Origin of the sequence: Sinimarinibacterium arenosum (assembly GCF_005047655.1) — a bacterium.
Taxonomy (GTDB): Bacteria; Pseudomonadota; Gammaproteobacteria; order Nevskiales; family Nevskiaceae; genus Solimonas.
In genome coordinates this window covers 146,994-168,674 of the sequence record NZ_SUKF01000010.1, presented here as the reverse complement: position 1 = coordinate 168,674, position 21,681 = coordinate 146,994, and the positions used below count along the sequence as shown (strand labels likewise).

Below are 21,681 nucleotides of genomic sequence, written 5' to 3'. Positions count from 1 at the left end.
GCTTAGTGGCAACCGTAGCCGCCGTCGATGGACAGCATGTGGCCATTGATGAAGGAGGCTTCCGGTGAGCTCAGCCAGACCACCGCTGAGGCCACCTCTGCTGCAGTACCCGGGCGCGCCATCGGGTGCATATCAATCAGGCTCCGGACCACTTCCGGTGGGCGTGACAAGACTTTCAGCCCCAGGCCGGCGTCAATCAGACCCGGGCATACCGCGTTGACGCGAATGCCTTTCGAGGCATAGCTCAGCGCTCCGGTCTTGGTCAGTCCGGCGATACCGTGTTTGCTGGCGGTATACGGTGCGCTGGCGCCGCCATGCAGGCCGAGAATCGAGCAGTTGTTGACGATGCTGCCGTAGCCTTGCGCCGACATGATCTTCAATTCCTGCTTCATGCACAGGAAGGTGCCCGTCAGATTGACCTGAATGCAGGCATGCCACAGATCATCCTCGGTTTCAGTCAGCGGTACCGCACCACCACCCCGTCCGGCGTTGTTGAATGCGGCGTCGATGCGTCCGAAGCGGTCGATCACCCGATCGAACAAGCGTCCGACCGAGTGCGCGTCGGTGATATCGCAGGCAAAGCCCTCGACATCGACGCCTTGCTCGGCTAGGCGTGACGCCTGCTCGCTGACCTGATCCAGATCCAGATCCGTGAGTGCCAAGCGGTAGTGATGTTTCGCAAAGAGATCGGCAGTGACCTTGCCGATGCCCCCGCATGAACCGGTGACAAGCACCACCGGCGCTGATTCCCCAACCATCGCAGATTCCCCCATCGCGGCGCCCCATGTCGGGGTCTCCTGCATCGTCGCCTGGCGGCGGTTCAATGCAGTCCTATGGTGATGCTGCGCGTAGTCGATCGCTTACGCAATAGGAGAATTATCCCCGGTGGGGTCCGGAATTCAACGGGCGGCTGGTGTCGCGGATCGGGCAATCTGGGTGCCAAAGAACTGGCCGATGGCTCGGCTGGCGTCCCATGTTGCGGTATTTTGACCAAGCAATCGGGGCAGGTAAGTGGCGCCGCCGGGCCACTGGTGACCGACGCCTGCCAGTCCGCACCACTGCAGCGTTTCTCGGCAGCTACTGCGTGCACTGCAGCTGACAGCGCCTTTCTGCTCAATGACCTGTTCGCCGGCGCCACAGCCATTGCGCTGCGCCAGCGAGTTCACCACATCCGCCATTGATGGCCGGTAGCTGTCATCGAACACGCCGCCGTTCCACGGAATTCGCGGGTCGTCGCGGCCTTGGATCAGCAGCGCGGAGACACCGCTGCGTGCGGCGCAGGGGCTGAGCATGATGCCGCCGGAGACCGGTGCGATCGCGCTGAAGGTGTCGGGGGCCTCGCAGGCGATGCGGTGCAGCAGCATCGCCCCGTTGGAAAATCCGGTGCCGAAAATATGCGCGGTATCGACGGCATAGTCCCGTCGAACCTGCGCGATCACCGCGCGGACGAAGCCGACATCGTCGATCCGCTTCTCCATCGCCGGCCCACAACAGCGCCCGGCGTTCCAGGTGCGCCCGATTCCATCCGGATACGCGACCAAAAATCCACGCGCCTCGGCAACACGATTGAAGCCGGTCTGCTCCGCCATGATTTCGCCGCTGCCCAGACCGCCATGCAGCGCGACGACCAGTGGCATCGGTCGCTGCGCCGAATAGCCAGGAGGGATGAATATCCGGTAGCTGCGAACGCCATCCGCTGTCGATAACGTGCTTGAGCGCATCGCGCTGTCCGCGGGTGTGGCGGTGGGTGCGCGTGGAACACTGCACGCGCAGAGCATCAGAAGCACCGCCGTCAGCAGGCCGATGCGACGGCAGAAACGACTACGATGCATCGCCAGCGAAGTCCTGCAACACGGCCGCGACGGTGGCGGCGTGGCTGACCGGGAAGAAGTGGCCGGCGCCAGCCAATTCCTGATACCGCGGGGCAGGGAGCAGCTCCTTCAGGGCTGCGGCCGACGGCAGGCAGCGTGAGCCCTGCGCATACATCAACAGACTCGGCATCGTCAGCCGGCGCAGGACTTCGGTCTCGGCGCCGGGCTCGGCGAATTCATCACGTGCCCGCGTTTCGTCGAGTAGACGTAACCACTGGCGTGCGGCGCGCACGGCGCCGCGGCCTTCGCCGAACGGCGTGAAGCTATCACGCAGATCGGCGTCGAGCGCATCGGCCCGCAGGCGCGCGGTCGCCTCGAGAAAGCGGAAGCCGACCTGAGTCTCAGCATCCCAGTCATAGCCGTACGCACGGGTGCTGGCGTCGGCAACGGCACGCTCGTAGGCACTTAGGGGCAGATCATGCATGCGCATCTGCGGCTGCAGGCGCTGTATCCGCGAGTCGAACAATGCCAGGCGGGTACACCGCTGCGGTGCCTGAGCAGCAGCTTCCAGTGCGATGGCGCCGCCATAGCTGTGACCGGCGAGCACTGCGGCGTCGATATCCAAGGCATCCATCAGCTGCAGCAGATCGCCTGCCATGGCGCTAGCGGAGTAGCCGTCGGCAGCGCGACTGCTGTAGCCGTGCCCGCGCAGGTCATACAGGGTCACGCGAAAGCGCGGCGCCAGCGCGGTCGCAGCCGCAAACCAGAATGCGCGGTTGGCCGCGAGGCCATGGACCAGGATCAGATCCGGCCCGTCGCCAAGCTGTTGCCAGGCCAGCTGTGCGCCGTTGATGTCGGCCTGGGCCATGCCTGATTTCAGCCGCGAACGAAGGCGCTGAGAAAATCTGCGATCTGGCCAATGCTGAGGTCGTCGACATAGCGGCCGTCCTTCATCAGCAGCTTGTCGAACGGTGTTTTCGACAGGCCGAAGTCTTCTTCGATGGCGACCGTCAGCTGGATGATGTCCACCGATTCGAAACCGAGATCGGCGAGCAGGCGACTGTCGGCGCTCATGGCGGCGTCGAGGTCGTTGTCCCAGTCCTGGGTAAAGTCCTCAAGCAGGACGATCAGTTTGCCGACGATGGCGTCACGGTCTAGAGGCATGGTCAAGTCTTGGAGGGGGGAATGGAAATGGGTCGGTGTCGCTGCAGAACAGCGGCTTTGACAATCGCTCGAAGCGCAGGGCTTCGCCAGCGGGCGTCACACGATAGGTGTCCGGCATCAGTTCGGCAAGGTCGTTGTCCGCGAGGCGCTGTTCGAAAAATTCCAGGGTCGCCTCGACCTGCGAGAAATCGACCTGATGCTTGAACGGAGCAAGATCATAGCGCCACCACTGCAATTGCAGCAGGCGCTCGACGATGCGCTCGTCGAAACGCAGTCGGATCACCCGCGCCGGGCTGCCAACTGCGATCGCGTAGGGCGGGATGTTGCGGGTAACCACGCTGCGTGCGCCGATACAGGCGCCATGGCCGATACTGACGCCGCGTTTGATAAAGGATCCAGCGCCCACATAAGCCTCGTGCCCAATGTAGGTATCGTTGGGTTGCTGGTCGGCCCAGGCGGATTCGTCGCTAGCTTCCGGTCCGAGCCGCACAAAATCCGGCGTCGAATAGATGTTCGGCATGTGCTCCGGCCGAGTGAATGCGAACGGATGCGAGCTGAACCAGTCCATCGGATGCTCCGGTGGACCGATGATCGACGATTCGCCGATCTGCGAGTAGCGTCCAAACGTCACGCGATAGGCGCTGGTGGAGCCGGCCGCGTTGAAATACGCGAACGCACCGACAGTACAGTTCTTCAGCCGATGCCGATAAATGTACGCCGGCCGTTCGTAACTCAGTTCGCCGTGAATCATGCGGCCGTCACCGGCCAACAGGCCTCGCGCCGACAACTCGGTCAACGGCACCAACTGCATATCACCCATCACAAGACTCCTTGACGGACGCGTTAACGTCCGGACATGACCCGGGCTCCCCCCGGTTCTGCCAACATCCCGGAGTCGTTATTCCATGTAGCCGAGCATCTGCAGCTGCTCGATCATCTTTTTCTTTTCCTCTTCATCCATCTCTTCACGGGCTTCACCGCTGCGCTCCAGGCGCGTCTTGGCGCCTTGCTTGACCGGGTTCTCAGCCATGTATTCCGCAGCAAAGAAACTGGTTGGAACTTCGCCCTCGAGGTCCGATGGTACCGAAAGACCGAGGCTATACAGCAGCGTCGAAGCGACGTCGACGATCTGGCGCAGTTCGACTTCCTGGCCGGTTGCGTCGATGCCCTTGCCGTACGCCATGAAGATTCCGTCGGGGTGATGTGTCCCGGCGGCATTGGGGCGCTGGACGACGGCCGGCTTGTAGTTGCGTATCGAAACGAAGCCGTTGTCGCTCAGCACCAAGGTCAAGTCGCAGGCCTCCTTCATGTGCGGACCCGGGAACCATTCTTCGCGCTTGAGCACGTCGACAATGATTTGCTTGCCCGTTTCAGGGTCCTTCAGCGACATCAGGTCGGCAATCAGCTTGTCGCGGAAGGCGACATAGTCTTCCGGCTTGATGCCCGGATCGCCGGGATTTTCGGCGACGCGGATGTGGATGCCGTTGGATGACGGCGTGCGGCAATAGGCCGTGGTCTTCGACCAATCGAGATTGGCGAAGTCGCTGGCTTCACGGCGCAGCGCCTGCTCGCTGCCGTCGCTCTCGGCCCACTTCAGATAGCCCAGGTCTTCCAGCAGGCTGTTGATGCGCAGCACGAAGTTCGATGCGGTGAACCCGTGATCCGAGGCGAAGAACACCTGCGCTTCAGGGCCGGCCAGGGTCACCAGGCGCTCGATGTAGCGGTCGAGATTGCGGAAGTATTCCAGGCACACCGCGCGCATGCGGGCTTCCCAGCCCTGCGGGTTAGCCGGAACCAGTGCGGGATCGAGGAACTGCCAGGCTTGATGCTGGATCTTGTCAGTGCCATCGAACATCACGGCCATCAGGTCGGGACGTTCGCTGTCGAGGATGTACTCGGCAATCTTGAACCACTGTTCTTCGCGCGGCAGGTGATAGCGCACCCAGTTTTCGGTGTCCTCCGGCGACAGCACTTCCAGCGCCTGCTTTTCGTTGTCGAAATCCCACGCCAGTTCCTTGGGATCGAAGCCGGGAATGTTCTGCTTCATGCGCTCGAACAGTTCGCGCGGATGCGTATTGCGACGCAAGTGCTTGGCCGGAATGAAGCCCGGCACAATGAAGCCGTTGATGTTGCCCGGGGGCGGCGCCGTCAGCGGGAAATTCAGTGCGGCAATGCGCTTTTTCTTGCGGCTGGCGACCGACCAGATCGTTTCCGAATCGACATCGCGCGCGTCATACAACGTCCAGAACACTTCGCCGCCTTTATCCTCGGCACGGATGAAGTCGAACACGCCGTGCTGGCCAGGGCCCTTGCCAGTCTGGATGCTGGTCCATGCCGGGGGAGTCAAGGGATTGGGGGTCGAGCGCAGCTTCGCGCGGACGCCGCCTTCGACGACGCGTTTCATGAAAGGCATCGTCACGCCTTCACCGGGCAGGTCGCGAATCATCTGATCGAGAACGGTGAAAGTGCAGCCGTCGAGGCCGATGAACAGGGTGCGGGTCATGGGGGGTGATCCTTGGGTATAACGGAGCTCGAATGGAGTCGGACGATCGACGGCTTCTAGGCCGCAGTCTCCGCCCGGGGACGCTGCAGCACGGACTGCCCGACACGGCAGACCGCAACGACTTCATGGGGGCCAGGGAAACGGACGTCGATGTCGAAAGTCTGACCCTGATACTCGATCTGTATCGATGCCCGCGCACTGTCGAAGCGTGCGTGGGTGACGGTCCAGTCCAACGGCCGGCCTTGCAGGCCGGTTCCGACCGCCTTGGCGGCCGCTTCCTTGGCGCACCACAACGCGGCTGTGCGACGCAGGTGCTCGCCATGGTCGGCATGTGCGGCCAGCGGTCGCTCGGCTTCGGACAGTCCACCGGTGGAAAGGTGGCCGACGTCGATCCCTTCGAGGCGCTGATAGTCCAGACCGAGCATCGTGCCCGCCGGTGCCAGAGCAGCCACCGCCCAATAGCGGCTGTGACTGATCGACAGCGTCGGCAGTGCGTGGCCATGCAGCGCCGGGCAGACGATGCGGGGTGCGCCGTCCGCGTCGTTGGCGATTTCGATATCAGCAGCGCACAACGAAACACCGAGGCTCGCGGCCCAGTCGCGGACGACGTCCTTGGCCGCGGCGCGGCCCATCAGCCATTCCTCGCGGCGTGGACCGGTCTGCGGCAGCGCATAGAAACTGCGGCGCTCGGCGTGGCTCAGCAGCATGTGCGCCAGCATGCGTTTCCAGATTGCACCACCCTCGTCGAGAAAGTGCTGCGGAAACGGTTCCATCTGCCGCATCAGGATCTCTGGCGGCAATTCAGCGGAGAGATAAGGCTGCGTCATGAACTCGCGATCCGGACGGATGCGGAATTCGTAAAGCCGCTGCGGCACGGCGAACTTGCGGTCTTCCCAGCCGTCAGCGCGCATGATCACCGCACCATCGGCGCCGATCATGTCGAACTGGGCTTCCAGAATGGTTTCGTCGGTGAAGCGGACGTCACCGCGGCAGATTACGCGCGTTCCCGCCGCAGGCGGCGGGCCGTACAGGCTGAAACGACCGAGCCGGAACGGGAAGCAGTTGAAGCCCCAGGTGTGCTTTTCGGTCAGCCAATAGCCCGCGAGCTGGCCGGCAGCGTCGAGCATCGCGGCGTCGAACTGGAAGTGCGGCGCCTGGGTGAACGAGAAATAGTCGTGGGTCGGGATGGCTTCGAGGTCGGCTTCGATCGAGTCGGAGCCCCAGCGTCGCACATGTTTGACACCCTGCAGGCGCGGGCCGTGAAACATGCCGTGGCTGTACAGCTCGCCATCCGGATTGTTGGCCGGTGCAAACTCGTCGGAGGACGACCACGGGCGTGCGGCAGGAGCGGGTGGGTACTGCTCCGCCAGCAATACCGTGCCTTCAAACACCAGCATGCCACCTTGCGGTCCTTTGCCGAGCATGAAGATGCGCACGTTGACGCGCTCATCGGCGGTGCTGGTGGCGTCGCGGACTGCGACGATGCGCAGTCGTACCGAGTCGTCATCCAGTGACAGCCAGCGATTGCCGCGGGACTGTTCGATCGCCACGACAACCCGGTCGTCGCGCCCGATCAGACGCATCGCCGCTTCGGCCAGGATTTCCATGCTGAAAGTGAACGGAATCACGGCGATCGGCAGCAGGTCCGGATCACGCAGCGACGGCGCTCCACCGATGGTGTGGTCGCGCAGAAACAGATCGCGGGACAGCGAGAATTCACGCTCGATGACCAGGCGCGTCGGCTCCTGTTCGACGATGGTTCCCAGCATCGGGAAGTCGTCCTGGCGCCGGGTTTGCACCGGGGGCGGGCTGGTCGCCGCCGCCGCCGCCGCTGCCGGCACTGCGGCAGCGTCTGGTGCTGCGGGGGGGGCGCCTGCAAGTCCGAGCACGCGAGCCTGACTGTCGAGAAATTCCTGCATCAGTGCGAAGTGCGTTTGCAGGAACGTCGAGCGCGGGTCGTTGCTGGCGGCTGCCACGGGGATTGCCGGCGCCACTTGCGCTGGAGACGACGACGGCGCAACGACCGTGCCCAGGATCGGCAACGGCGGCACCGGGATTGACTCGGGCCAGTGCAACTTCGGCATCATCAGGTTCAAGCTCGGACGCCGTTTGACCGCAGGCGGCGTTGCTTCAAGATCCATTGGATCGATGTTGCGGAACGCAAACAGCTGGCGCGGATCAATCGCTACGCCGGTTGTGTACAGCTGAGCCAGTGCGTGCTGCAACTGGCTGATGCCGGATTTACGGCGGCTGTTGCTGGCAATTGCGATGACATCGTCGCGGCCACGCAGGATGTCGGAAACAAAGGATGTCAGGTTGCCGCTGGGGCCGGCCTCGACAAACACGCGATAGCCATCGTCGTAGAGGCGCTGAACCGTTTCGGTGAACCGCACCCGGCTTTCCCATTGACTGGCGACCAGCTCACGGATTGCGTCGGCGTCGTCAGGAAATGGACCGACACTGCAGGCGCTGTACAGCGTCGCAACGCCGGGTCCGAAGCCGATGGATGCAAAATAGCGCCGGTAGGCGTCGCCAATCGGCTTGAACAACTCGGTGTGATACGCGCGACCGAACGGCAATTCGACGCAGATCGCGCCTTCGCCGGACAGCTCGGTCTTCAGCGCGTGGATATCCTCGCGACTGCCGAACAGCACCAACTGGTTCGGGCAGTTGTCCATCGCCACCTGCAGCTTGCCGTCGGCGCGGGCCAGCAGGGCTTCACGCTGAGGCGGCTTGAGCGCGCCGACCGTCAGCAGTGCGCCTTCGACGATCGCACCCTGTTCGTCGAGGTCGCGATAGATGCGGTTGAGATCACGCACGGTATCTGCGATCTCGCTGCGGTTCTCGAAGCGTCGCACCCGCGATGCCGTCAGCGCGGTGTTCTCGCCGGTGGAGTGGCCGAGCATCGCGTCCGGTTGCAGACCCAGTGTGCTGAGAATCTCGTACAGCGCCATGCTCGCGGTGAATACGGATTCCGCGCCGTAATCCATTTCGTGCAGCTGAGCTTCCAGCCCGGCACGGGTCTGCTCGTCGATCGTGGTCGGAACCGGAAAGATCACGGGTGCGCGCGCACCGCGGCCTTCTGTGGTGCTCTCCAGAAAATCAAACCAGCTGCGCGCCTGCGGGAAATGCACGCAGACGTCTGCCAGCATGTTGGTGTACTGCGCGCCTTCACCGGGGAACAAAACGCAGACTTTGCCAGGCGCATTGCCGATGCCGTAGTACAGACCGCCACGGGTCTTGAACGGACCGACCGCAGGATCGTGCAGCTTGTCCGCAGCCTGTTCGAGACGCTTCAGCAGTTCGGCCTTGTCGGCTGCGACGATCGCAAGGCGGTGCTCGCCTTCGGAGCGCTCGGCGCAGGCTTTGGCCAGCGACGGCAGCGATGCCAGCGGTGAACGCTGCAGGGTTTCACGCAGCGCACCGACCGCGGCCAGCAGATCGGAGCGCGACGCTGCACCCAGCACGACCAGCTCGGACTCTGACGGCGCGTGCATCACCGGCACCTGTACCGCGGTGCCGTTGCTTGGCCGGTATTCCTCAAGAATCACGTGCGCATTGATGCCGCCGAAGCCAAAGGCGTCGACTCCGGCACGGCGCGGCGTGCGGTCATCGTGGATCCACGGCCGCGTCTCGTTGTTGATGTAGAACGGCGTTTTCTCGAGTTCCAGTTCCGGCGCCGGCTCGTCGCACAGCGTCGGCGGCAGCACCTTCTGGTACAGCGACAAGGCCATCTTGATCATGCTGGCCGCGCCCGATGCTGGAATTGCGTGGCTGATCATCGATTTGACCGAGCCCAGTGCGATCCGCGGCAGTGCGCCGTCACGTGCGCCAAACTGGGTCGACAGCGAGCGCACTTCAGTGCGATCGCCCAGCGCGATGCCGGTGGCATGCGCTTCGATCAGGCCGATCGTTGCAGGGTCAATGCCGCAGGATTCATAAGCGCGACGCAGTGCCACGACCTGGCCTTCCTGACGCGGCGCGAACAGGCCCTTGGCCTTGCCGTCGCTGGCGACGCCGATGCCCTTGATCACTGCATAGATGCGGTCACCGTCGCGCTCGGCGTCTTCGAGGCGCTTCAGCACCAGTACGCCGCAGCCTTCGCCGAGCAGCGTGCCGTTGGCGCCTTTCTGGAACGGCCGGATCTGATCGCGTGCCAATGCGTTGATCTGCGAAAAGATCATGTAGGTCTGCGGTGGCGTCTGCGCGTGTACGCCGCCGGACAGCATCAGGTCGCAGCGGCCTGAACGCAGTTCGCGTGCGGCGTGTTCGATCGCTACCAGCGACGACGCACAGGCGGCGTCGACGATGTAGTTCGGCCCCATCAGGTCGAGCCGGTTGGCGATGATGCCGGTCGTGATGTTCGGGATCAGGCCCGGCAGCATTTCCGGATTGAACGGAGGCAATTGGGCGCGGAGGCCTTCACGCAGCGCGTCGATTTCGTCGGCACTGAAGTCGGGGCGAACCGTCGCCACCAGTTCGACCACCTGATCAAGCAGGCTGCCGTGGGCCAGCAGAGTAGCCTGACCGCGATTGGTGTTGTTGCCGCGACCGAGCACGATGCCGGCGCGCTCGTGATTGAACGGCTTGTCCAGGTATCCCGAGTCCGCCAGGGCATCGCGCGCGTTCTGCAATGCCAGAAAATGGTCGGGTTCGCGGCCGTCGACCGCGTTGGGCATGACGCCGAATTCGCGCGGGTCGAATTCGGCGAGGTCATGCAGCCAGCCACCTTGTGAGGTGTAGATGCGGTTGGATGCCGTGGAGTCCGGATCCAGGTACGGCTGCGCCCAGTCCGGCGACGCATCGGTGACCGAATACACCTTGTTGAGGATGTTCTGCCAAAAGGTCGTGACGTTGCGTGCACCGGCATAGCGGCCGGCCATACCGATGATGGCAATATCGAGCGGTTTCGAGTCCATGGACGTCACTGTTGTCCGGCGAGTCGGTTCAGCGCGGCGCTCATGGTGCCTTCGAGCTGCAGCATCTCCAGCACCACGCGACCGTCTGCATCGACGAACCAGGCGTCATAGATCACCGCATGTTCGTGCGGGGCCGGCCGCATGCGCATCAGTAGCCGCAGCGGACCGGCGGCACTGCCGCGATAACGGCGGATCGAACCGAATGCAGAGGGCAACGCGGTCATTTCGTGATGCTTGCGGGACCACACAATCGCCAACTGTGGCGGCACATCCATCAAACCCGGATCGAACAGCCAGTCGCCGCCGTCGGTTCCCAGCCAATGTGCGACCGATGACCGATGCACGGCAGCATCAACGCCAGCCGGTGCAAGTGCGTCAATCGCATCGACCAGCCGGAAGCGGTCGCCGTGGAACAGATACTCGGCGTAGGCGCGTTGCGGCGAAAACGGTTCGGCGCCGTCCAGTGCCGCCAGATTCGGTGCCAGCGGCGCTTCGGGCAGCTGCTGCACCAGCACCACCGTCGCACGGTACGCCGGCAGCTTGCGCGCGGCATCGACGATTTCAACCGTGACCGCCTGACTGCCCGGATCGGAATGACTCGATGCGCGCGCGCGCAACTGCACATCGCGGCCGCTCTCGGTGTCGATGACGATGCCGTTGAACATGCGCAGATCGCGCACCTCGCTGACCATCCAGCCCGGCCAGGCGCTGGTGGCAAATTGCGCGATCCACTCGACCGCACCCGCAGCGGGCATGACCGGTTTGCCGTCGAGGCGGTGGTCGTCCAGATACGGGTCGGCTTGCAGACTGAGGCGGTGGTCCAGCGTCATGCTGCCGCCGGGGCCGATGCGCGAGGTCGCGCGGATCAGCGGCAAGTCGGAGGCCTGAGTCGGATTGACCGGCGGTGACGTCAGGGTTGTGCCCCAGGTACCACGGCCCGCGACCAGTTCGACTTCATGCCGCGGTCCGAGCGCCAGTTCTTCGCGGAACATGCGGCGACCGGCCGCGACCGGAATCGGTTCGATGCCCTGGTCGCGGAACGCCTGCTTGACGCCTTCGCTGGCCATGCCCGCATCCCACGGACCCCAGTTGATCGCAATGACCCGGGTCTCGGGCCAGCGACGCTGTAGATCCCAGGCCATGCGGTTGAGTGTTTCATTGGCCGCGGCATAGTCGGTCTGTCCACGGTTGCCATAACGTCCGGCGACCGAGGTGAACAGGGCCAGACATTTCAGCGAATCCGGGCGCAGCTTGCGGCTGAGCACAAAGGCGGCGTCGAGCTTCGTCGACAACACGCGTTCGAACGACTCTGCGGTCTTGTCGGCCAGCAGTCGGTCTTCGATGACGCCCGCGCCGTGAATTGCAACGTCGATACGGCCAGCGCGAGCGTAGACATCGTCGATCAGCGCGCTGAAGGCCTTTTCATCGCGAACGTCACAGGCGAGATATTCAACCGTCGCCCCCGCCGTGCGCAGTCGCTGGATATTCGCGCGAATTTCGCGATCGGCCAGCAGCCGTGACAGGGTGCGATCGATATCGGCCGGCTTGGGTTTCTCGCCGCGAGCGATCTGCGCATTGATCAGAATCTTGCGCAGTGCCTGCGGATCGCTGGCGTTCCGGGTGGAGGCATCTTCAGGTGCCGGTTCGCTGGAACGGCCCAGCAGCACCAGGCGCATGCCGGGTCGCACCAGCCCTTCAAGAATTTCCGCAGTGATGCCGCGGGCGCCGCCGGTGGCCAGCACGACCCATTCACCCTTGGGCTCCAGATGCGGAGCAAAGGCACTGTCAGCGAGTGGCTTTTCGACGGTCGCAGCACCCAGGCGCTCCAGTCCGACATAACCGGCTTCGGGTTGCGCGTCGTTGCTGCGCAGTTCCGTCAGCAGCAGCGTCGCAATGTCATCGTCGGATTGCCCGTCAAAATCGACCGTGCGCATTGTCGCGTTGGGGAATTCGTGACGCAGGCAGTTGGTCATGCCCACCAGTCCGCCGGCAGTGATCGATCCGCTGCCCATGGTGTCGCGGCCGAAAGTGCCGCCGAGCCGGGTTGCGGCGATCAGATGCACGGTCCGGATGTCGTCACCCAGGGCCTGCGCCGCATGGAACAGTGTCAGCAGATTGCGCTGATACTTTTCGCGCCACTGCGCCAGCGACTCGGCTACCTGGGGGCTCAGGCCATGCAGGTACAGCATCGCCTGGACCGCGCCGTGACGGGCACGAGCTTCGGTGATGGCGTCGCGCACCCGTTCCGGTTCGGTGGCTGCAATCATGACCGGGGTTGCGCCCTCGGCCTTGATTGCTGCGATCAGCGTGCTGCTGATCGCGGTGGAATCACCCAGCAACAACACCAGCCCCGACAGCGGCGTGCTGTCGCCGCTCAACGGCGCTGGCGTCGGCTTCAAAACATAGCGCGGGATCGTCGTTGAGGCCGCGGCGCCGGTCGTTGCCGACGTCATTGCCGCTGACGTCATTGCCGGCTGCGGCGTCGACGGCGAAGGAGTCAGCGCCTGGATCTCGGCGAGGATGGCGTTCAGGGTCTTGGCGCGGGTGAAACGTTCCATCGCCGCCTGGACGTTGCCACCGAGTTCACCAGGAAGGGCCTTCTGGAACGCGCCGAGGATTTCGACACGCTTGATCGAGTCGATGCCGAGATCGGCTTCGAGATCGGCGTCGAGCCCGAGCATGTCGTCCGGATAGCCGGTGCGTTCGGCGACGATGCCGAGCAGCAGCGCCTTGAAGTCGATTGCCGGCGTTGCAGCCACTGCGGCAGCTGCCGCAACAGCAACCGGCGCCGCAACCGCGGGTGCCAGCGCCTGGATCTCGGCGAGGATGGCGTTCAGGGTCTTGGCGCGGGTGAAACGTTCCATCGCCGCCTGGACGTTGCCGCCGAGTTCGCCGGGCAGGGCCTTCTGGAATGCACCAAGGATTTCGACGCGCTTGATCGAGTCGATGCCGAGATCGGCTTCGAGATCGGCGTCGAGCCCGAGCATGTCTTCCGGATAGCCGGTGCGTTCGGCGACGATGCCGAGCAGCAGCGCCTTGAAGTCGATTGCCGGCGTTGCCGCCACTGCGGCAGCTGCCGCAACAGCAACCGGCGCCGCAACCGCGGGTGCCAGCGCCTGAATCTCGGCGAGGATGGCGTTCAGGGTCTTGGCGCGGGTGAAACGTTCCATCGCCGCCTGGACGTTGCCGCCGAGTTCACCGGGCAGGGCTTTCTGGAATGCGCCAAGGATTTCGACGCGCTTGATCGAGTCGATGCCGAGATCGGCTTCGAGATCAGCGTCCAGCCCGAGCATGTCTTCCGGATAGCCGGTGCGTTCGGCGACGATGCCGAGCAGGATCGACTTGTAGTCAATCGTGGTGACGCGTGCGTCTGCCGCCGTAGCTGCGGGCTCAACGATCTCAGCACCGCCGGTTTCAGGCGCCAGGGCCCGAACTTCGTTCAGGATGGTGTTGAGTGTCTTGGCGCGGGTGAAGCGTTCCATCGCCGTCTGGATGTTGCCGCCAAAGTCACCGGGCAGGGCTTTCTGGAACGCGCCGAGGATTTCGACGCGCTTGATCGAGTCGATGCCGAGATCGGCTTCGAGATCGGCGTCGAGCCCGAGCATGTCTTCGGGGTAGCCGGTGCGTTCGGCGACAATGCCGAGCAGTACAGCCTTGAAATCAACGCGTGGCGCGCTGCTGTGGCTCGGTACCGGCTTGACGATGGCCGGTGACGGAGACACTGCAGCAGGCGCAGGCGCAGGCGCAGGCGCGACCGCAGATCGTGAAGTCGCTGGTGCTGCGACTGCGGACGGCGTGGTGTTGGCGATCGGCAATGGTGCCGAGATCTGAGGCAGGGCTGCCGACGTGGAAGGGGCCCCACCGCCCAGGAACTGCTGGACCACGCGTTCCTGCAGCTGCAGGAATTGGCGCATGGTCTGCTGATAGGCAACCACGGCTTCACTGTTCAGGGCTGCGTTAACGGGCGCCACAGTGCTGGACGGCATCGGAGACGCAGCGCTTGCAGGCGCTGCCGCAGCGGCGGACTGCGCCGCGGCCTGGAGCTCGGCTGCGCGCTTGGCCTGGGCGGCTTCTGCAGTGGCCTTGTTCAGCGCGGGCTGACGGCCGGTGCGAATCTGCGGGTCGGTGATCTGGCGTGCGCAACCTCCGCTGACCATCCAGGTATGCTGCGGCAGCGACAACGGCTGCGCCATCTGCGCCAGCTCGTTCAGATCCAGCAGTGCCAGATCACGTCCATCGAACAGATTCAGGATGTCGAGTTGCACGCCGGCTGCGCACAGATCGGCGATCCCCTGCAGGGTTCCACGCAGGCTGCCGCCGGCGTCCAGCGATACCGCCAAAGCCTCACGCCCTCCGAGAATCTGCCGCACCATGTTGCTGCAGATGCTCTTGGGGCCCAGTTCCAGGAACACACGACAGCCGGCGGCATACATCGCCTCGATTTCGCTGACGAACTCGACGCTGTTGAGCAGATGGTCATCCAGCAGTGCCTGGATCGCATCCGGAGCTTCCGGGTAGGGGGCACCGCGGCTGTTCGAGTAGACCGGGCACTGCGCCGGCGCAAATTGCGTTGCACGGATTGCGGTAGACAGCGGTGTGCGTGCCGCGGCGACCAGCTCGGTATGAAACGCGCCGGATACCGGCAGCATGACTGCGCGAATCCCGGCTTCCGCCAGTTTTGCGACCGCCTGCTCAACGCCTGCGCGTGCGCCCGAAATCACGCTTTGTTCGGGTGCGTTGTGATTGGCAATACGGACGCCGTCGATGCCTTCAATCAGCTCGGCGATGCGTTCGCGCTTTGCCTGCACCGCGGCCATGGTGCCGGGTGCCGAGGTGGTTGCGGCCTCTGCCATGGCGCGGCCGCGAACGGCGGACAGATACAGCAGGCTTTCGGCGTCGAACACGCCGGCGGCGTGCAGCGCCGCGTATTCGCCGTAGCTGTGCCCGGCGGTCGCCACCGGGTTCAGCCCCAGGCGATGCGCCAAGCGCAGATAGCCCAATGCCAGCGCACCGATGGCCGGCTGCGCAACGCGGGTATCGGTCAGCGCCTGCTGCTGAGCAGTCTCTGCGGCCGGGTCGAACGCTGCCGGGGGCATCACGTAAGACGACAACCGCTCGGGGAACTCGCTGCGCAGACTGCGATCAGCCAGTTCCAGTGCGCTGCGCAGATCGTCCAGATAGAGCGCCGATTCGCGGCCCATGTTGACGTACTGAGCCCCCTGGCCGGGGAACAGGAACGCGACGTCGGGCGACTGCGCCGGGGTTTGCCGGTTCAGCCGCGCGGTCGGAGGCAAGGGTTTGCTGGCGTCATGCAGATGCGCCACCACCGCGTCGATCTCGGACAGCAGCGCGCTGGCCTGAGTCGCGACCAGGCACAGCGTCAGTGCTGCGCCGCGGCGTGCTTCGGCCGCGCGAGCCAGCGCAAACGCGAGTTCGCCCAGGACCACACGACTTCCGGGCTGCAGCATTCCGCGCAGTTTTTCGAGGTCCCGCGCCAGGCTGGCGCTGTCGGCGGCTCGCAGCAGCAGCAGTTCGGCCGGCCAGCGGCCCTGACCGATGACCGGCGCGGTTGACGCGTACTCCTCAAGCACCGCATGGAAATTGGTGCCGCCGAAGCCGAACGCGGACACGCCACCGCGGCGCGGGTGGTCCGGATGCGCCAGCCACGGCCGCGCATCCTTCAGCAGGTAGGCGGGCGAGGCGGGGTCGGCGATGGTGTCGATCGGCTGACTGACGCCGTGATGCGCCGGCAGGACGCGGTGATACAGCGACAGCGTGACCTTGATCAGTCCGGCGACACCGGCGCTGGCCTTGGTGTGGCCGATCAGCGTCTTGACCGAACCCAGTGCGACGCTCTTGGGCGCAGCGGATTCGGCGATCAAGGCGCTGGTAATCGTCTGCGCCTCGGCGCGATCGCCGACAGCGGTGCCGGTGCCGTGCGCTTCGATCAGGCTCAAGGTCGAAGGAGAGAAACCTGCCTTGGCGTAGGCGCGATGCAGTGCCCGCACCTGGCCTTCCGGGCGCGGCGCGGTCAGGCCGAGTGCCTTGCCGTCGCTGGAGCCGGAAACTGCCTTGATCACCGCGTAGATGCGGTCGCCGTCACGCTCGGCATCGGCCAGACGCTTCAGGGCCACGACCGCGAGGCCTTCGCTGATCGCAATGCCGTCGGCGTTCTTGTCAAAAGTCTTCGGCTGGCCGCTTGGGGACAGCGCCTGGGTTTTCGAAAAACACAGGTAACCGAACGGCGACTGCACCGTATCGATGCCGCCAGCCAGCACCATCGAGCTGCGACCCGATTCGAGTTCACCCACCGCCAGACTGATGGCTGCCAGTGATGACGCGCACGCGGCATCGACGGTGAAGTTCACGCCGCCAAAATCGAGGCGGTTGGCGACGCGGCCCGCAGCGACGTTCAGCAGGGTGCCGGCGAAGGATTCTTCGGTCCACTCGGGCAGCCGGTCCCAGGTTTCGTCGGAAATGTTGTCGACGAAGCGGGGCAGTTCAGCACGGACGCCGTATTGCAGGCCGAGGTCGCCCAGGCCGCCGCCCGCACCGAGGATGATCGAGGTGGTTTCACGTGCAAAGCCGCCGTCGCGATAACCGGCGTCGTCCAGCGCGCGACTGGCCACTTCCAGCGTCAACAGCTGCATCGGGTCGATGGATTTCATCGACTTGGGCGGAATGCCGAAGCGCATCGGATCGAAGGCGACCTCGTCGATGAAGCCGCCCCAGCGCGAATAGACCTTGTCCCGCGCCTTGCGGTCGGCGTCGAAGTACTGCTTCCAGTCCCAGCGTGAACTCGGCACTTCGCCGATTCCGCCGATCTTGTGAACGATGTGATCCCAGTAGTCCTGCGGCGAGTCCGCCTTGGGCAGCAGCACGCCGATACCGACGATGGCCACGTCCGACGGCTGTGCCGCCTGGACCCGCATCTTGTGCGCGGCAGCCAGCGTTTCGAGCATGGCCTGACCGTCGTGACTGACTTCGGTGTGCAGCGCTTCGACGCTCAACACGTGATCGCGCAGGGTGGCGACCTGACCGATCATGTACATGCCATCCGTCAGCTGCTGCTGCGGATCGATTGGCACGATCTTGCCGTCGCCACTGCGGTCCACGCCCTTGGACGCAATGCGCAGGCGGCCCAGATTGAGATCCTCGAGGATGTCGCGGATTTCCTCGGCGCTCTTTCCTTCGCCAATCAGGCGCTTGCGGGTTTCATAGAAGTCGTGGGCAAACTTGGTGTCGACGCAGCGGGTCGCGTGTCCCGGTCCGGTTTCCAGGCTCATTGTGCGATGACACTTCAGGGCTTCGGCCTGGAATCCCTCGACCACAGCGCCCGATTGCACGATTTCCTGGGTGAACAGATAGGCCGTGCCCATCAGGGCGCCGACCTTCATGCCGCGCGCAGCCAGCGGCGCGGCCATGGCCGCGATCATCGCGCCGGAAGTGGCGTCGTGAATGCCGCCTGCAAACAGGACGTGGACCTTCGATTCTTCGCCGGCCGGCACATCGGTCAGCAGCACTTCGATCATCTGCTCCCACAACGGGAAGCTGGCCAGCGGACCAATATGACCGCCGCATTCGCGGCCTTCGAACACGAAGCGGCGCGCGCCCTGTTCGAGATACATCTTCAGCAGCGCCGGTGCCGGTGCGTGGATGTAGGTTGCGATGCCGCGCTTCTCAAATTCAGCCGCCTGATCGGGGCGACCGCCGGCGATCAGCGCAAACGGCGGTTTGCATTTCCAGATTTCGGCGCATTGCTCTTCGCGCAGGGCGTGAGGAACAAAGCCAAGCATGCCGACGCCCCAGGGGCGATCGCCGATCTGCGCGCGCGTCTGCTCTAGCATCTGCGCAACCTGCGGTCCGCGCATCAGCGCCAGCGCAAGAAACGGCAGTGCGCCGCCCTTGGCGACGTCGACCGCGAATTCAGGGCTGTCCGATACACGGGTCATCGGCCCCTGGCACAGCGGGAAGCGGGTGCCGTGTGAACGCGCCAGTGGGCCGTCTTCGCCTATGAAACCCAATTCTGCAGCCTGTTCCGCCTGCTGGCGCGACGCGCGGCGCATGGCCTGCACCAGGCGTGCGACGCTGCGGTACTGCTTGCGGTACTGTGCGGCCAGACCGATGCCCTGGCCCAGCGGCAGAACGCGGCTGGAGTCGGCGCTCCAGCCCAGGCTTTCGCTGAGCCGATGCGTCCACTCTTCGACCGTCAGGCTGCCGCCTTCGGCGGTGCGGGTGAGTTCCTCCGCCGCTTTCAGTGCAGGGCTGTTCGGGCGACCATAGACCCGGCACGGGCGGCCGAGTAGCTCGCCAAGCAGGCGGGTCTCGGCGCCGTTGAGACGGCCCAGTTCGCTTTTCTGCGTCTCAGTCAGCGGAGACTCGGCCAGCAACAACAGGGTATCGTCGAGGACGACACCTGCCGCGCCGGCAACGCGGCATGCGGCTGCGGCGCGCACGCCAATGCCGCCCTGGACGTAAATCGGCCGTTGTGTGCGACGGCGCACCTTCTGCAGCAGGATGTAGCTGGTGTCGTCGCCGACCCAGCCACCGGATTCGTGACCGCGCAGCAGCAGCGCTGCGCAATGGGGTGTCACGGTATCGACATCGTCGGCCGAGGTGATCTCCGCGAGGCAGAAATCCTGATCCCGAAGTTGGAGTTTCTTGCGCAGCGCCGGAAGCTCGGTTGCCGCTCCTGCCAGCACAACAGTCAACGCGCGTGCACCGGCGGTGGCAATGATTTCAGCCGCGAGCGACGCCTGCGCTGCAACGACGCGCAGACCAATGCGGGCATCAGTGGCCTCGAACAGTCGCCGCAGGTTGTTCCGCGCCTGGCCGGTATCTGTCACGAATTCCAGGTCGAGCAGACCGGTGGCACCCGACCGCGCCAGTGCCAGCGCCAAGCCCGGATGAGCCATATCTGCGGGAACAATGCCCGCAATCTCGAACGTCTTGTCTGTCATCTTCCCCGCTCCGTGTACTGCTTACGGCTCTGTGCCGCTCTAACGTCGGCACTCGTGCCCTGACTATCGTTTCTTGCCTTCCAGGAACGGTACTTCCAGTACCTTTTCGTGAACGATCGGTCCGTGGCCGAAATAGCCACCCTCGCCGAAACATTCGCCATGGTCGGCGGTAATGATGAAATGGGTGCCTACCGGCGCCTTGCTGATCAGTTCGTCCAGCAGCCCGTCGACATGTTCGACCGTCTTTATCTGCTGTTGATGCAGCATCTTCATCTGATCGTCGTCGAAAAACACGTCTTCTGTCGGCTTTCCGAGGTCATCGTCCATGCGCTTGAACACGCCATGCACGCCCGAGATGTGCGGCAGACTACCGGGATCCAACATATACGGATAATGCGTCTCGCCCAGGTTAAGAAAGTGGAAGCTGGGTTCGTCCTCGTCGAACTCGACTTCCTTGATGATGCCGCCGAAGTCATTGTGATTGGACATCAGCTTGTAATCGTCGAAATGACGATTCAGGTGACTCATCGGGTTGAGTACGGGCAGCGATACACGTGCAACCGTGCGGTACCCCTCGTCCTGCAGCACCTTGGGCAGGGACAAGGTCGGCACAAAGCTCTTAAACGACATGTCGTCGACGCCGAGGCGATCGACCCAGCGCACGAAGTCCTTCTTATAGACCTCGGAAGCGAATACGCCCTTGGGGCTGTCGTGCGGGATCATGCCCATCAGGTAGGTGTAATGCGACGGCGAGGTCCAGGATGCATAGGCATAGCGGCGGTCGCCGATTCCGATGCGGTCCATGTTGGGGGTTCGCGCAGCGGCATAGCTGTCGAAGCGGCAGCTATCCATGACAATGAAAATCAGATTGTTGCTCATATCATTTCGGTGGCGATGGGCGGCTGCTGCGGACTGTAGTCTCTGCAAAGGACGAATTGATGACCTGCATGCGACGCTAGGCCAAAGCGTCCAAAAAAATTGAGCATGGCGTCACGATTTTCTGAAGCCAGAGCCGTGCCATTCATGAAAAATTGGGTTCAAATGCATGCGATAACGGCGTTAGCAGCAGCCGCGTGTCGGAGCAATGGCAATATTAACCCCGGCAAATCTGGGCATGCTGTAGGAATATCTCCATACTCGAGCCTGACTCGAGATGTCATTCCGTACGCGAAGTCACCTGAAACAGGCAGCGATCCTCCAGACGCAAGGCCGTCATCGCGCCACCCCAGACATAACCCGTGTCTAGGCCAACGACATTCCATTGTGGCCAGGTGATTTGGCCCAGCGTGGACCAATGCCCAAAGATGATGGTAGTGCCGATGCTGCACCGATTTGGGGCGGAGAACCAAGGCAATAAGACTTCTGGCTGGGTGCCTGGCGTTCCCTTGCTGCGGAATTCAAAGCTGCCGTCGGCGCTGCAGTAGCGTGCCCGGGTCAGGCAATTGATCGTGAAGCGCTGTGCCTCGACGGCATCGAGATCGTCTCGCCATTGTGTGGGCTGGTTGCCATACATCTGCGGCAGGAAGGCCTGCAGCGCATCGACGTCCCGCAGGGTGGCTTCAACCCTGCTTGCGGCGTGCTGCGCATCGGCGATATGCCATTGCGGTGGCAGACCGGCGTGAATGACCAGCACATTGTGAGTCGGATCGTGCCAGGTCAAGGGCAGGTTGCGCAGCCAGTCACGCAGGATGTCGCGATCATCGGCAGCGAGGATGGCTTGCAGGCTGGCATCGGCGTCAGCGTGACCGTACAGCGCCGCGAGCAGGTGGAGATCATGGTTGCCTAGAACCGAAATGGCTGCAGTCCCCAAAGCGCGGACAAAGCGCAGCGTCTCCAGTGATGCCGAACCGCGTGCGACCAGATCCCCGGTGAGCACCAAGCGATCGGAGCCAGGATCGAACGCGCAAAGCTCCAGCAGGCGCCGCAATCCGTCAAGGCAGCCTTGCACATCGCCGATGACATAAGTGGACATCAGGAAAGCTTCGGGATGAATGTCATGAAAATGTTAACGATTACCGACAAACGGTAGCGTTGCTGCCAATCAAGAACTTTGACGCCTTTGCGCTTCGGCACGATAGTATGACCGCCGGCTGAGTGGTGTCGGTGTTCCGAGTGGAGTGATTTCGATGGTTAAGGTATTCAACAAGTTTCTGCGGGATGAAGAGGGCGCAAGCGCGGTCGAGTACGGTCTCATTGTGGGTCTGATTGCAGTCGCACTGATTGTGGTTCTGACGGCGCTGGGTGGAACGAGCACTTCTGGCTTGAAAGGCCTGTTTACCCAAGTCAAGGACTCAGTTGATACGGTGCAGACACCGACGCCGTAA

Annotated in this window: 11 protein-coding genes; 1 reads left to right on the top strand and 10 read right to left on the bottom strand. The window is 63.7% G+C overall.

Going from position 1 to position 21,681, the window contains the following annotated elements; all coding sequences use genetic code 11:
* Positions 1-2 precede the first annotated feature (2 nt).
* The 10 genes from E4T66_RS19390 to E4T66_RS19345 all read right to left on the bottom strand — a co-directional run bounded on the left by E4T66_RS19390 (position 3) and on the right by E4T66_RS19345 (position 21,329).
* Entirely contained in the window at positions 3-758 is a 756-nt protein-coding gene (locus tag E4T66_RS19390) for an SDR family NAD(P)-dependent oxidoreductase (RefSeq protein WP_169577728.1), read from the bottom strand.
* Between the two features lie 141 nt (positions 759-899).
* The gene (locus E4T66_RS19385; protein ID WP_282707016.1) at positions 900-1,721 is read right to left on the bottom strand and encodes a CE1 family esterase; all 822 of its coding nucleotides are present in this window, start codon (positions 1,719-1,721) and stop codon (positions 900-902) included.
* A gap of 100 nt (positions 1,722-1,821) precedes the next feature.
* Complete coding sequence (locus tag E4T66_RS19380) at positions 1,822-2,679, bottom strand: alpha/beta fold hydrolase (protein WP_136851400.1); 858 nt, start codon at positions 2,677-2,679, stop codon at positions 1,822-1,824.
* 8 nt (positions 2,680-2,687) lie between these two features.
* Positions 2,688-2,975: a phosphopantetheine-binding protein gene (locus E4T66_RS19375; protein WP_136851398.1), complete on the bottom strand. Its 288-nt coding sequence runs from the start codon at positions 2,973-2,975 to the stop codon at positions 2,688-2,690.
* On the bottom strand, positions 2,959-3,795 hold the full coding sequence (locus E4T66_RS19370) for a CatB-related O-acetyltransferase (protein ID WP_136851396.1): 837 nt from the start codon (positions 3,793-3,795) through the stop codon (positions 2,959-2,961). Before E4T66_RS19370 ends, E4T66_RS19375 begins: the two co-directional genes overlap by 17 nt.
* A 78-nt stretch (positions 3,796-3,873) precedes the next feature.
* Complete coding sequence (locus E4T66_RS19365) at positions 3,874-5,478, bottom strand: alkaline phosphatase family protein (RefSeq protein ID WP_136851394.1); 1,605 nt, start codon at positions 5,476-5,478, stop codon at positions 3,874-3,876.
* Between the two features lie 56 nt (positions 5,479-5,534).
* Positions 5,535-10,397 (bottom strand): type I polyketide synthase, encoded by a 4,863-nt coding sequence (locus E4T66_RS19360; protein ID WP_136851392.1) that lies wholly within the window; start codon positions 10,395-10,397, stop codon positions 5,535-5,537.
* A 5-nt stretch (positions 10,398-10,402) separates the two neighbouring features.
* A complete protein-coding gene (locus E4T66_RS19355; RefSeq protein ID WP_136851390.1) occupies positions 10,403-19,357 on the bottom strand; it encodes a type I polyketide synthase in 8,955 nt (2,984 codons plus the stop codon).
* Between the two features lie 63 nt (positions 19,358-19,420).
* Positions 19,421-20,236, bottom strand: a complete 816-nt coding sequence (locus tag E4T66_RS19350; RefSeq protein ID WP_136851389.1) for an alkaline phosphatase family protein — start codon at positions 20,234-20,236, stop codon at positions 19,421-19,423.
* Between the two features lie 277 nt (positions 20,237-20,513).
* Positions 20,514-21,329: a symmetrical bis(5'-nucleosyl)-tetraphosphatase gene (locus E4T66_RS19345; protein ID WP_136851388.1), complete on the bottom strand. Its 816-nt coding sequence runs from the start codon at positions 21,327-21,329 to the stop codon at positions 20,514-20,516.
* A gap of 154 nt (positions 21,330-21,483) precedes the next feature.
* Between E4T66_RS19345 and E4T66_RS19340 the strand changes: the two genes are divergently transcribed.
* On the top strand, positions 21,484-21,681 hold the full coding sequence (locus tag E4T66_RS19340; RefSeq protein ID WP_136851387.1) for a Flp family type IVb pilin: 198 nt from the start codon (positions 21,484-21,486) through the stop codon (positions 21,679-21,681).

Bases quoted from the DNA above. Each gene is read 5' to 3' on its own strand.
- E4T66_RS19345 (WP_136851388.1), bottom strand. From the start codon at position 21,329: ATGTCCACTTATGTCATCGGCGATGTGCAAGGCTGCCTTGACGGATTG.
- E4T66_RS19350 (WP_136851389.1), bottom strand. From the start codon at position 20,236: ATGAGCAACAATCTGATTTTCATTGTCATGGATAGCTGCCGCTTCGAC.
- E4T66_RS19385 (WP_282707016.1), bottom strand. From the start codon at position 1,721: ATGCGCTCAAGCACGTTATCGACAGCGGATGGCGTTCGCAGCTACCGG.
- E4T66_RS19380 (WP_136851400.1), bottom strand. From the start codon at position 2,679: ATGGCCCAGGCCGACATCAACGGCGCACAGCTGGCCTGGCAACAGCTT.
- E4T66_RS19365 (WP_136851394.1), bottom strand. From the start codon at position 5,478: ATGACCCGCACCCTGTTCATCGGCCTCGACGGCTGCACTTTCACCGTT.
- E4T66_RS19390 (WP_169577728.1), bottom strand. From the start codon at position 758: ATGGTTGGGGAATCAGCGCCGGTGGTGCTTGTCACCGGTTCATGCGGG.
- E4T66_RS19370 (WP_136851396.1), bottom strand. From the start codon at position 3,795: ATGGGTGATATGCAGTTGGTGCCGTTGACCGAGTTGTCGGCGCGAGGC.
- E4T66_RS19375 (WP_136851398.1), bottom strand. From the start codon at position 2,975: ATGCCTCTAGACCGTGACGCCATCGTCGGCAAACTGATCGTCCTGCTT.
- E4T66_RS19340 (WP_136851387.1), top strand. From the start codon at position 21,484: ATGGTTAAGGTATTCAACAAGTTTCTGCGGGATGAAGAGGGCGCAAGC.
- E4T66_RS19360 (WP_136851392.1), bottom strand. From the start codon at position 10,397: ATGGACTCGAAACCGCTCGATATTGCCATCATCGGTATGGCCGGCCGC.
- E4T66_RS19355 (WP_136851390.1), bottom strand. From the start codon at position 19,357: ATGACAGACAAGACGTTCGAGATTGCGGGCATTGTTCCCGCAGATATG.